This window comes from Microbulbifer taiwanensis (assembly GCF_014904815.1).
Lineage (GTDB): Bacteria > Pseudomonadota > Gammaproteobacteria > Pseudomonadales > Cellvibrionaceae > Microbulbifer > Microbulbifer taiwanensis.
The window spans coordinates 273044-285378 of sequence record NZ_JACZFR010000025.1; the positions used below are offsets into that span (position 1 = coordinate 273044).

The window sequence follows — 12335 nt, forward strand, 5'->3', positions numbered from 1 at the left end:
ATGTGGCCGCGGGGCATTCGGTATTCCTCTGTGCCCCGATCGTAGGGTGCGCCGTGCGCTCCGTAGAGCGGTTGGTGCGCACGGCGTACCCTACCGGGAGTCCCGAGTGGTTTGCGGGTACCTTCGGCGTCGAAACTTGTTCCGGGTCAGACCAGCCGCTTGCGCTCGCTGGAAGAGGGGATGCCCATGGACTCGCGGTACTTGGCCACGGTGCGCCGCGCCACCTTGATGCCCTGCTGGTCCAATTCCTGGGTGATCTTGTTGTCCGACAGCGGCTTGCGCGGTAGCTCGGCGTCGATCAGTTTGCGAATCATGGCGCGGATGGCAGTGGAGGAGGCGTCCTCGCCGGAGTCGGTGCTGACGTGGCTGGAGAAGAAGTACTTGAGTTCGAAGACGCCGCGCGGGGTGAACATGTACTTCTGGGTGGTTACCCGGGAGATGGTGGATTCGTGCATGCCTATGGTCTCGGCGATATCCGCCAGCACCATGGGTTTCATCGCCTCGGGTCCCTGTTCGAAGAAGCCCTGCTGCTTCTCGACGATACTGGAGGCCACCTTGAGCAGGGTTTCGTTGCGGCTCTGCAGGCTTTTCAGGAACCAGCGTGCTTCCTGTAGATTATCGCGCAGGAAATTGTTATCGCCGGAGTTGTCGGCGCGCCTGATCAGCGAGGCGTAGTCGCTGTTGATGCGCAATTTGGGTGTCGTCTCCGGATTCAGTTCGACGACCCAGCGCTGCTCCCGGCGCCGGACGATGATATCCGGCACCACGTATTGCGGCTCCTCGCCACCGAACGCCTCGCCGGGGTAGGGGGTCAGGGTCTGGATCAGGCGCACGACTTCGCCCAGTTGCGCCTCGTTCAGGCGGGTGCGGCGGCTGAGGCTGCGGAAATCGCGTTTGCCGAGCAGGTCCAGGTGGTGCTCTACCACCGTCTTTGCCTGCTCCAGCCATGGGGTGCCGGCCGGCAGCTGACGGAGCTGCAGCATCAGGCACTCGCGCAGGTCGCGGGCGCCGCAGCCGGCCGGTTCGAACTGCTGGATAGTCTTGAGTACGGCGAGAACCTCGTCTTCATCCGTCTCCAGCGCTGTGGCGACCTCGCACAGTGGCGTTTCCAGAAAGCCGCTCGGGGTTATGCCGTCGATCAGGTTCTCGCCGATCTGCTTGTCGTGTTCGGACAGAGTGGTCAGGTTGAGTTGCCACAGCAGGTGGTCCTGCAGGCTGTCCGGCGCTGAGTTGCGCTGCTCCAGGGCGAGTTCATCGCCGTCGCCAGCGCTGTAGCTGCCACCGCTGTAGATATCGTCCCAGTGGGTATCGACCGGCAGTTCATCGGGGATATCCTGGCTCCATTCGCTCTCGCTGTCCCGCTCGCCGGCGCTCGCACTCTCTTCGCTGGCCAGCTCCGGTGATTGCTGGTTCTGGGGTGTCTCGGTCGGAGGGAGTTCCTCGCCGTCCATTTCCAGCAGCGGGTTGCTGTCCAGCGCCGACTGCACTTCCTGTTGCAGGTCCAGTGTCGACAGTTGCAGCAGGCGGATGGCCTGCTGCAGTTGTGGCGTCATGGTCAGCTGGGTGCCGAGCTTTATCTGGAGAGACTGCTTCATAGTGGGGAACTGCAGACCGATGCGGCGGATGATTCGTCTAAATATCCAAGACGCAGCAGACTAACCCTCTGATCGGCGGATTACAAGCAATAACTGTGCCGGTTTTGAATGGTGAATGCGGAATGATGAATGATGAATGCGCGGTCGGGGTCCCCGCAGGCGGAGAATGATCCGGCCGCACCGGGGTCTGGGGGGATCGAGCAGGCTAATTTCATGATGATTTCAAAATTGCGGGATGACTCTGTTCATCATTCCGCATTGATGAGGCACGTCCCTGTGCCTCACCCGCTTCGCGGGCAGCCTTCGGTCGTCCAAATTTGCTCCCGGCAAATTTGTCCGCATTAGATAGTGAACTCGTGTCCCAAATAGACCTCGCGCACCTGCTGGTTGGCGAGCACTTCCGCCGGTGTGCCGGCGGCGATAATGTGGCCCTCGCTGACGATATAGGCTGTCTCGCAGATGGACAGTGTTTCGCGCACATTGTGGTCGGTGATCAGTACGCCGATGCCGCGGTCGCGCAGGTGACGGATGATCTGCTTGATGTCGTTGACCGATATCGGGTCGACGCCGGCGAAGGGTTCGTCCAGCAGCACGAAGTCCGGGTCCGTGGCCAGGGCGCGGGCTATCTCCACGCGGCGGCGCTCGCCGCCGGACAGGGCCATGCCGAGGCTGTTCTCTATGTGGGTGATGTTGAACTCTTTCAGCAGTTCCTGCGCCTGCTGCAGTCGTTCGGCGCGGGACAGGTCCTTGCGGGTTTCGAGGATGGCGAGGATGTTGTCGCGCACCGACAGGCGGCGGAACACCGAGGCTTCCTGGGGCAGGTAGCCGATACCCTTGCGCGCGCGCCCGTGCATGGACAGGCGGGTGATATCCTCGTCGTCGATCTGCACCTGGCCGGCATCCGCCTGTACCAGACCGGCAATCATGTAGAAGCAGGTGGTCTTGCCGGCGCCGTTGGGGCCGAGCAGGCCTACGATCTGGCCGCTGGTCACGCTGACGGAAACGTCCTGGACCACTTTTCTCTTCTTGTACTGTTTGGCGAGGTGTAACGCTTTCAGCGTTGGCATAGGGGTGTTCCGAATTCTGTCAGTGCGGCCGCGGTGAATCTGCGGGGTACCGCTTTAGCTTTTGTCTGCAGTGATCTGCCCGGCGCTATTGATTCTGTGTTTCGTCAGGCTGCTGGCCGTCCGGTTTTTTCTCCGGCTTCCAGATCATTTCCACGCGGCCATCGCCGGACTGACCCTGGGCCTGCATCTGCTCGCTGTTCAGGTCGTAGTCGATTTTTTCGGCGGTCAGGGTATTGCCGTCGCGGTCCACGTGGGCGTCGCCGGTCAGGTGCAGTTCGTCGGAGCTGACGGTGAATTCGATGCGCCGGGCGCGGGCCTTGACCGGGTTCTGGCTCTGCTGCACCTGCTGCTGGAAGTGGGCGGGCTTGCCGGTGGCCACCACGCGGCTGATCTCGCCGCTGGCGTTGCCGTGCACTTCCACGCGATCGGCGCGAATCTGCAGCGAGCCCTGGGTGATGACGACGTTGCCGCTGTAGACAGACAGGTTCTTGCCGCGGTCGGCTTTGAGGTTCTTGGCCTGCACCTTGATCGGCTGTTCGCGGTCGTCCGGCAGCGCCAGGGCCTGGGTTCCCAGCAGCAGTAGGACAGTGGCGGCGATGGGCTGCAGGAGGCGGCTCAGTTGGCCGCTTGAGTTACTCGGTTTCATAGCTGCTCTTTACGTCAGAGAGGATTTCCACCCGGTCTTCTTTCAGGTAGGCGCGCAGGCCTTTGCCGGTGGTGCTGTTGGGGCCGGCGGTAATCTTAACAACTTTGTCCGTCTCGGCGTATTCCTCGCGGGGCTTGATGGAAATGGCCTGGGTGTCCAGTTGGATGCCGCCAGGGCCCGGCAGTTCATTGATCTGCACGTCGCCGCGCAGCACCACCCGCTCGCCGTTGTTGTGGGCGACTCCGTTTCTGGATTCGGTGCGCCACTTGGGCTGGTGTTCCTGGTAGAAGAGTATACGCGGCTCTGTCAGGTCGGCGCGGTCGCGGCGCTCGAACTGGAAGAAGGTGATCTGTTCGGCGTCTACGCGATAGGCGAGGGTGCCTTCCCGATTGAAATGCCGGGTCCTGGCGTCGCGGATCACCAGGTCGGCGGCCTTCCGTTTCTGCTGCGGTGTGGGCTTTTTGCCGAGCAGCTGCGGCGGCGGACTCTCGGCGAACCAGAGCCCGGCGCTGATCAGCAGTACGACGATAACCAGGGGCAGCCAGGTGCGCATCAATCTTCTCCCGAGCTGGGGGGAAGGTAGGGGGCCAGGGCCGTGTCGAAGGTGCCCTGGGCCTGCATGATGCGATCGCAGACTTCGCGCACCGCGCCCTCGCCGCCGCGGGCTTCGGTAATCCACAGGGCGCGCTCACGCACCGGCGGCGCGGCGTTGGGGACGGATATGGGGCAACCGATACGGGTCATTACCAGCAGGTCCGGGTAGTCGTCGCCGACATAGGCGATGTCCTCGAGGCGGCAGGGTTCGTCGGCGAACAGTTCCTGCAGCGCGGCGAACTTGTCCTCGCGCCCCTGGATCAGCTTGCTGATTCCCAGGTCGTGGGTGCGGCGCTCCACCACGGCGCTGCGCCGGCCGGTGATGATGGCCACGCGCACGCCGGACTTCTGCAGCATCTTGATGCCGTGGCCGTCCAGGGTGTTGAAGGTCTTGAGCTCGTTGCCGTTGTTGTCAAAGTAAAGCTTGCCGTCGGTCAGTACGCCGTCCACGTCCAGTAGCAGCCAGCGGACTTTTTTCAGGGCTTCGTTGAGTTGATCTTCTGTTGGGGGCACAGGTATTCCTTCAATATTCATTCGGGGCTCGGGCGCCGCTAAGCGGGCACCTGGACGGCACTGCTGCCGGGGGCTTTTTACGGGACGCGGGCTAGGCGCCCCCCTTAATCCATCCTTGGAGGCTTGTCTGCGAGGTGGCCCGGCCGCTCCAGGTATTCACGGCGCCTTCGGCCCCTCTCGCAGACAGTCCCGTAAAAAGCCCCCGGCATCAGCGCCTTCGCATCAAAACTCGGTGTACTTTTCGGGTCCGCAGTCCAGGTCTCGAATCAGATCACCCCGGCGCGAAGTATATCGTGCATATGCAGTACGCCGACCGGGTGGTGCGCCTCGTCCTCCACCACCAGGGCGGTGATCTTGTGGTCCTCCATGATGCGCAGTGCCTCGGCGGCCAGGGTCTCGGAGGAGACGGTCTTGGGGCGACGGCTCATCACTTCTTCCATGGTGGCCCTGTCCAGTTCCACCTTGTGGTCGATCACGCGGCGCAGGTCGCCGTCGGTGAAGACGCCCAGCAGGGTGCCCTTGTGGTCGACGACAGTGGTCATGCCGAAGCCTTTGCTGGTCATTTCCAGCAGTGCCTTGGACAGGAGGGTTTCCGGGAAGACCTGTGGCAGCTCATCGCCGGCGTGCATCACGTCCTCGACCTTGAGTAACAGTCGTCGGCCGAGGGCGCCGCCGGGGTGGGAAAAGGCGAAGTCCTCGGCGGTAAAGCCGCGCGCTTCCAGCAGTGCCACCGCCAGGGCGTCGCCCATTACCAGGGTCACGGTGGTGGAGGAGGTGGGGGCCAGGTTCAGCGGGCAGGCCTCGGTGTCCACGGCGATATCCAGGTTTACGTCCGCCGCCTGGGCCAGTGGCGAATCCGCCTTGCCGGCCATGCTGATCATCGGGATGCCGAGGCGTTTCAGCAGTGGCAGCAGTGTCAGCACTTCCGCGGAGGAGCCGGAGTTGGAGATGGCGATGACCAGGTCGTCGCGGGTGATCATGCCCAGGTCGCCGTGACTGGCCTCACCCGGGTGCACAAAGAAGCTGGGGGTGCCGGTGCTGGCCAGAGTGGCGGCGATCTTGCGGCCGATATGTCCGGATTTGCCCATGCCGGTGACGATGGCGCGGCCGCGACACTGCAGGATCAGCTCGCAGGCGCGCTTGAATTCGTCATTGATTCTGTTCTCCAGCGCGGCCACGGCCTCTGTTTCCATCAGTACGGTGCGGCGCCCCGCTTGCAAAATCAGGTCCTGAGTCATTGGGTATCTCTGGTTTTCGCTTCTGTTGAGTGTAGGAATTTCCCAAAAAGTGCCGCCGGGGGGCTACATGGCGCCAGCGATGGCTGGCAGGCGCGCTTGAGAGCGGGCCCGGCCGTAAATCCGGCGTGCTAACCTTTATATAGGTCGAATAATGCGGTGGTCGGCGCGATGAATCACAGTGCGATTGCGACGCTTGGCCACATCATTGGGCGCGGCCATGGTATAGTTTGCCGCCGTTTCTGTCAGCTATGCCGCTCAGTGGATGATCGGAATGCCGCGGAAAACCGGCGGGAAGCCAGAAAACGGCGTCGCAATGGCACTAAATTGCACCATATGCGTCCAAGGATCGATTTGCCAACGGGAGATATTTTGTGAACGTATCGTCAATGAATGTTTGGGCAGGTTTCGCCACCTGGGTGAAAGTCGCCCTCTGCGCCCTGCTGGTGTCCGCCTGGGCCCCCGCTGCCAGCGCTGCCCAGAACCCCTACACCATGATCGAGGGGGTTTCCCAGAACCTTCTGGGAGTGATTCGCGCCAATTCCCAGTACATGAATTCGGACCCGCAGCGCTACTACAGCGCCGTGGACAGCGTGCTCACCCCGGTGGTGGATTTTGACTTTATCGCCCGCGGCGTCATGGGCCGCTATGCCAAGCAGGCCACCGCCGCGCAGCGTTCGCGATTCGCCAGCGCCTTCCGTCGCGACCTGGTGGCGACCTTCGCCCGCGGCGTGGCTACGTTTGGCGACATGGATGTGCGGGTGGTCAACCCGGGCTCCACGCCCAGCGGCAATCGCGTCAATGTGCTGCAGGAAGTGCGCAGTAAAGAGGGCATCACCAAGGTCTCCTACACGCTGGTGCGCAATCGCGCCGGGCAGTGGAAGCTGATCAACGTGATTCTGAATGGTGTCAATCTGGGCAAGACTTTCCGCAGCCAATTTGCCCAGTCCATGCAGACCCACGGCGATATCGACAAGGTGATCGCCAATTGGTCTGCGGCCGAGGATGTCGCCGACAAGGTGAGCTGACAGCTCCCGACCCGGATCGCGCAGCTGCGGCTGCGCGACCGGCCGGTTTCCAGTACACTTGCGCGCTGGCCAACCTGAATCCGTGACTTCAGGGCGGATGCAGAGCACAAGGTATTGGCGTCACAGTGGATTTTCCGAAGAAGTGACGTATCCGCGATTACGGCCGACTGAGAAAAATTCGCTGTGGCGTCAAGAGCTTGTGCTCGGCGCCGCCATGGAGTCACGGATTCAGCTTCAAATCAACGCAATTCCCGCCTATGCAACCCGAAGAAATCAAGGCCCTGATCGAAGGGCAAATTCCCGACAGCCGCGCCGATGTCGCTTTCGAGGGCAGCCACGTGATGGTTACCGTCGTCAGTCCGGCCTTTGACGGCCTCAGCCGGCTGAAGAAACAGCAACTGGTCTACGCGGCGCTGGGCGAGAAGATCGCCGACGGCACCCTGCACGCGGTACAGATGCAGACGCTCACCCCGGAAGAAGCCGGCCAATAAGGCTGCGCCTATCACTACGCGAGACTGAATGGACAAGTTAATCATCGAGGGCGGCAGCCCCATATCCGGAACCCTGAAGATTTCCGGGGCCAAGAACGCCGCGCTGCCGATCCTCGCCGCCGCGCTGCTGGCGGATGGACCGGTGCATATCCACAACCTGCCGCACCTCAATGACATCACCACCATGATCACCCTGCTGCGGTGCATGGGTTGCGATGTCACTATCGACGAGAAACTGGGGGTGGAAATCGACCCGCGCTCAGTCAACGAACTCACAGCGCCCTATGAGCTGGTGAAGACCATGCGCGCCTCTATCCTGGTGCTCGGTCCTCTGCTGGCCCGCCACGGTGTCGCCAATGTGTCCTTCCCCGGCGGCTGTGCCATCGGCAGCCGCCCGGTGGATATCCACCTCAAGGGCCTCGAGGCCATGGGGGCCGAGATCACCATCGACGAGGGCTTTATCCGCGCCCGCTCCCACGGCCGCCTGAAGGGCGCCAATATCGTGATGGAAAAGGTCACCGTCGGCGGCACCGAGAACCTGCTGATGGCCGCAGTACTGGCCGAGGGCACTACGGTACTGCACAACGCCGCGCGGGAACCGGAAATCGTCGACCTGGCGGAATTCCTGATCGCCATGGGCGCCCAGATCGAAGGTGTCGGCACAGACACGCTTCGTGTACACGGCGTATCGCGCCTGAATCCCTGCACCTTTTCCGTGATGCCGGACCGCATCGAGACAGGCACCTTCCTCGCTGCAGCGGCGGCCGCGCGCGGCAAGGTGCGGCTGACCCATACCCGCGCCGATATCCTCGACGCGGTGATGGTCAAGTTCGAGGAGGCAGGCGCGCACATCTCTACCGGCGACGACTGGATAGAACTGGATATGAAGGGCAACCGCCCCAAGGCGGTCAGCTTCCGCACTGCCCCCTATCCGGCTTTCCCCACCGATATGCAGTCCCAGTTCACCGCCATGAACGCCGTGGCCGAGGGCAAGGGCGCAGTGGTGGAGACCATCTTCGAGAATCGCCTGATCCAGGTACACGAACTCAACCGCATGGGTGCCAATATCCTGCTGGAGGGCAACACCGCGATTGTCACCGGTGTGGAGAAGCTGAAGGGCGCCCCGGTGATGGCCTCGGACCTGCGTGCCTCCGCCAGCCTGGTGATCGCGGGCATGGTCGCCGAGGGCACCACCATCGTGGACCGCATCTACCATATCGATCGCGGTTACGAGTGTATCGAGGAAAAACTGCAACAGCTGGGTGCGAATATTCGTCGGGTGCCGGGCTAACGGGACTCGGAAAAGAACACCGAAGGTCAAAGCGAAGGCCCTGATGCCGGTAGCCGTTTGAGAAACGATTGCCGATGAGGCTGTTGAACAAACGGCTACCGGCAGCAGGGCCGCCACCGGCTCTGCCTACAGAGCCTTGGCATTGGCCAACCAAAGCGATAAAACGATAACCGCCATGCAAATCACCATCGCCCTCACCAAAGGAAGAATCCTGCAGGAGACCCTGCCGCTGCTCGAATCTGCCGGGCTCGAGCCGCTGGAGGATATTTCCAAAAGCCGCAAACTGATTTTCCCCACCAACCAGGAGGGCGTGCGCCTGCTGATATTGCGCGGTGTGGACGTGCCCACCTATGTGCAGCACGGCGCAGCGGATATAGGGGTCGCCGGCAAGGACACGCTGCTCGAGCACGGCAGTGAGGGCATTTACGAACCCCTGGACCTGGGTATCGCCCGCTGTCGGCTGATGACCGCCGGTATCAAGGGCGCGGAGCTGCCGCGCGGGCGCATCAAGGTGGCGACCAAATTTGTGCAGAGCGCCAAGCGCTACTATGCCGCTCAGGGTCGCCAGGCGGATATCATCAAGCTGTACGGGGCCATGGAACTGGCGCCGCTGATGGACCTGGCCGATGAGATTGTCGATATCGTCGATACCGGCAACACCCTGAAAGCCAACGGCCTCGAGGCCCGCGACAGTATCGCGCATATCAGCAGCCGCCTGATCGTCAACAAGGCGTCGATGAAAATGAAGTACCAGCCCATCAGCGCTCTGATCGAAAAGCTCGCCGCCGCCGTAAAGACAGACTGAACCAACTTCTGCATTGGAACACCATGATCACCGACAGCATTCGCCGGCTGAACGCCGCAGACAGGGATTTCGACGCGCAACTGGAACAGCTGCTGGCATGGGAATCGGTTGCTGATAACCAGGTTGAGGCCACCGTCGCGGAAATTCTGCAACAGGTGCGTGAGCGCGGCGATGCCGCAGTGATCGAATACACCAATCGCTTCGATCGACGCCAGCTCGGAAGTGGGGGCGATTTCTGCCTGCCGCAGGCGGACCTGGCCGCAGCACTGGAGCGTATCCCTGTCGCGGAGCGCGAAGCCCTCGAGCAGGCCGCCGAGCGGGTACGCGACTACCACCGCCGCCAGCTGCAGGAATCCTGGCGCTACACGGAGGCCGACGGCACTGTACTCGGCCAGCAGATAACGCCGATGGAGCGCGTCGGTATCTATGTGCCCGGCGGCAAGGCCAGCTACCCCTCTTCGGTGCTGATGAATGCGATTCCGGCCAAAGTGGCCGGCGTCGACTGCGTGAGCATGGTGGTGCCGGCGCCGGACGACCAGCTGAATGACCTGGTGCTGGCCGCAGCGGCCATCGCCGGTGTGGACCAGCTCTACACCATCGGCGGCGCCCAGGCGGTGGCGGCACTGGCCTACGGAACGGAATCCATTGGCAAGGTGGACAAGATTGTCGGGCCCGGCAATATCTTTGTCGCCGCCGCCAAGCGTGCCGTATTCGGCCGCGTCGCCATCGATATGATTGCCGGACCGTCGGAAATCCTGGTGATCTGCGACGGCAAAACGGATCCGGACTGGATTGCCATGGACCTGCTGTCCCAGGCCGAGCACGACCAGCAGGCGCAGTCGATACTGCTGAGTCCGGATGCGGATTTCTTGAGTGCGGTGCAAAATTCCCTGCAGAAACTGCTGGCGGAACTGCCGCGCCGGGATATCGCCGCCCAGTCCCTGGCGGATCGGGGTGCGCTGATTCGGGTGGCTTCCATCGACGAGGCCATCGCCTTGTCCAACCGCATAGCACCGGAGCACCTGGAAGTCTCGGTGGAGGACCCGGAGCAGTACCTGCCGCAGATCCGCCACGCCGGCGCCATTTTCCTCGGTCGATACACCGCCGAAGCCCTGGGTGACTACTGTGCCGGCCCCAATCACGTGCTGCCTACCAGTGGCACGGCCCGCTTCTCGTCTCCGCTCGGCGTCTACGATTTCCAGAAGCGCAGCTCGATTATTTACTGCTCACCCGAGGGGGCCGACAAGCTCGGTCGCGTCGCCAGCACCCTGGCGCGCGGCGAGGGGCTGGAGGCGCATGCGCGCTCGGCCGAATACCGAGTCGAGGATTGAGGCAGCAGAGCTGGCGATTATTCGTCTTCCGGGATTTTCGTCGCCTGCCAGGCGACTGCACGCCACTCGCCGTCGCGCTTCACGAAGGTGCCGGTGTTGAAGTAATGACTGACCACCGGCGCCTCGCCGGCCCTGTCTTCCCCCACCAGTTTGAAGACGACTACCGCGCTGTCACCGTACAGGCGAATGTCGACGTCCTCCGCACTGTAGCTTGAAGTGACCGGCTGCGCCTGGGACTCTTGCAGTCCCCGCATGATCACCTCTTTGCCGAAGCGCTTGCCCGAGGAACTGGTATAGACCAGGTCGTCTGCCCAGAAGCGTGAGTGTACTTTCGCATCACCGGCGGCACCCTCGAGGAAGTCATTCAGCAAGTTGCGCAGATCTTCCCTGTCGCCGGCAATCGCCGGCGCGCTCGACAGGGCAATGATGAAGGCAAGGGTCAGGGCGCGCATGGGATTATCCTCTTCTCATTCTGCCTATTTCAGCTGCGGCGCTGGGTCTTGGGCTTTTCCGAAACCGTGGCCTCGACGGTATTGATGGCGCCATTGCGGATAAAGGTGATGGATACGGTGTCGCCGGGGCGCAGTGTCGCCATAGCGGCAATGCCGCGACGGCCGTCATTGATTGGCTGGCCGTCGATATGGGTGATGACATCGCCGGGCTTGAGGCCCGCTTCATGTGCCGGGCCCTGGTTGTAGATGGCGGTGATGATGACACCGTTGGTGGAATTCAATTTGAACGCGCGGGCGAGTTGCGGTGTCACCGCGCTTGCTTCAATACCCAGCCAGCCGGGTACCACGCGGCCGTACTCGATGATGTCCTGCATCACCTTGAAGGCGATATTGGCCGGAATCGCAAAGCTGATACCGCCGGAATAGCCGGACTGGTTCAATATGGACGTGTTGATGCCCAGCAGGCGCCCGCGCGCGTCGACCAGGGCGCCGCCGGAATTGCCGGGGTTTACCGCCGCGTCTGTCTGCAGGAAATTCTGCAGGTAGCCGCCGGCGCCGGTGGCGGCCAGGTTGAGGTTGCGCTCGCCGGTGGCGCTGATGATGCCCTGGGTGACCGTCTGCCCGACGCCAAAGGGGTTGCCGATGGCCAGCACTACATCGCCCACCTGGGCCTTCTCCGGCTCGCCCACTTCGATGGAAGTGAGCTTGCCCAGCTCGACCTTCAGCACCGCCAGATCGAAATCCGCATCGCTGCCCACCAGCTGCGCCTGGGCCTCGCGGCCGTCTGCGAGCAGGACCACAATCGCATCTGCCTGGTCGACCACGTGGTGATTGGTGAGGATATAGCCGTCGTCGCTGACGATCACGCCGGAACCCAGGTTGGACTGCATGCGCTCGCGCTGCGGCAGGTTCATGCTGTCGAACAGGCGGCGGAACAGCGGGTCGTTGAACAGCGGGTGCTGTCGCTGGGGGACCGCCTTGCGCGTGTAGATATTGACCACCGCCGGGCCCGCCAGGCTGACCGCCCGCGAGTAGGAAACCGGGCCCTGCCATTCGTCCGCGGCGGGCGTGGGCGCACCGTCGCGCAGTTGTGGGAAAAGTAGCAGCAGAGCCGCCGCCACGGCCAGGCCGATACCGGTGGGCACTGCCCACTCCTGTAGAAAACGTTGTAGGGACACTCTCGACTCCTCGATTTGCGGCCATTATACGCGTGATACGCGCCTGGCGCGCCCACCGCCGCCCATTGGTTAGCCGTCATAGATCCGTATAATGGCGGCTCCAAAATTC

The 12335-nt window shown here is 62.6% G+C and carries 13 protein-coding genes; 5 read left to right on the plus strand and 8 right to left on the minus strand.

Translation table 11 applies throughout. The annotated features are described in order from the left end of the window. Positions 1-146: 146 nt before the first annotated feature. From IG627_RS09245 to IG627_RS09270, 6 genes are all read right to left on the minus strand, one after another. Positions 147-1595, minus strand: coding sequence for an RNA polymerase factor sigma-54 (locus IG627_RS09245; RefSeq protein WP_193192055.1), 1449 nt, complete (start codon positions 1593-1595; stop codon positions 147-149). Positions 1596-1936: 341 nt separating this feature from the next. After that, positions 1937-2662: an LPS export ABC transporter ATP-binding protein gene (gene lptB, locus IG627_RS09250; RefSeq protein ID WP_193192056.1), complete on the minus strand. Its 726-nt coding sequence runs from the start codon at positions 2660-2662 to the stop codon at positions 1937-1939. A gap of 85 nt (positions 2663-2747) precedes the next feature. After that, a complete protein-coding gene (gene lptA / locus IG627_RS09255; RefSeq protein WP_193192057.1) occupies positions 2748-3308 on the minus strand; it encodes a lipopolysaccharide transport periplasmic protein LptA in 561 nt (186 codons plus the stop codon). After that, positions 3295-3861: an LPS export ABC transporter periplasmic protein LptC gene (lptC, locus tag IG627_RS09260; RefSeq protein WP_193192058.1), complete on the minus strand. Its 567-nt coding sequence runs from the start codon at positions 3859-3861 to the stop codon at positions 3295-3297. Before lptC ends, lptA begins: the two co-directional genes overlap by 14 nt. Continuing rightward, complete coding sequence (locus IG627_RS09265; RefSeq protein ID WP_319024537.1) at positions 3861-4415, minus strand: KdsC family phosphatase; 555 nt, start codon at positions 4413-4415, stop codon at positions 3861-3863. Before IG627_RS09265 ends, lptC begins: the two co-directional genes overlap by 1 nt. Before the next feature lie 266 nt (positions 4416-4681). Continuing rightward, the gene (locus IG627_RS09270; RefSeq protein ID WP_193192060.1) at positions 4682-5653 is read right to left on the minus strand and encodes a KpsF/GutQ family sugar-phosphate isomerase; all 972 of its coding nucleotides are present in this window, start codon (positions 5651-5653) and stop codon (positions 4682-4684) included. 386 nt (positions 5654-6039) lie between these two features. Here IG627_RS09270 and IG627_RS09275 point away from each other — a divergent pair, with 386 nt between their 5' ends. The 5 genes from IG627_RS09275 (at position 6040) to hisD (ending at position 10596) form a co-directional block, all read left to right on the plus strand. Then, positions 6040-6678 (plus strand): MlaC/ttg2D family ABC transporter substrate-binding protein, encoded by a 639-nt coding sequence (locus tag IG627_RS09275; RefSeq protein WP_193192061.1) that lies wholly within the window; start codon positions 6040-6042, stop codon positions 6676-6678. 257 nt (positions 6679-6935) lie between these two features. Further along, positions 6936-7169: a BolA family protein gene (locus tag IG627_RS09280; protein WP_193192062.1), complete on the plus strand. Its 234-nt coding sequence runs from the start codon at positions 6936-6938 to the stop codon at positions 7167-7169. A gap of 28 nt (positions 7170-7197) precedes the next feature. Next, the gene (gene murA, locus IG627_RS09285) at positions 7198-8460 is read left to right on the plus strand and encodes a UDP-N-acetylglucosamine 1-carboxyvinyltransferase (RefSeq protein ID WP_193192063.1); all 1263 of its coding nucleotides are present in this window, start codon (positions 7198-7200) and stop codon (positions 8458-8460) included. A 175-nt stretch (positions 8461-8635) separates the two neighbouring features. Beyond that, complete coding sequence (gene hisG / locus IG627_RS09290; RefSeq protein WP_193192064.1) at positions 8636-9265, plus strand: ATP phosphoribosyltransferase; 630 nt, start codon at positions 8636-8638, stop codon at positions 9263-9265. Positions 9266-9288: 23 nt separating this feature from the next. After that, positions 9289-10596 (plus strand): histidinol dehydrogenase, encoded by a 1308-nt coding sequence (hisD, locus tag IG627_RS09295; protein WP_193192065.1) that lies wholly within the window; start codon positions 9289-9291, stop codon positions 10594-10596. 17 nt (positions 10597-10613) lie between these two features. Here the strand turns inward: hisD and IG627_RS09300 are convergent, their stop codons facing one another. Beyond that, positions 10614-11048: a nuclear transport factor 2 family protein gene (locus IG627_RS09300; RefSeq protein WP_193192066.1), complete on the minus strand. Its 435-nt coding sequence runs from the start codon at positions 11046-11048 to the stop codon at positions 10614-10616. Between the two features lie 29 nt (positions 11049-11077). Then, entirely contained in the window at positions 11078-12226 is a 1149-nt protein-coding gene (locus IG627_RS09305) for a S1C family serine protease (protein WP_193192067.1), read from the minus strand. Positions 12227-12335: the final 109 nt, after the last annotated feature.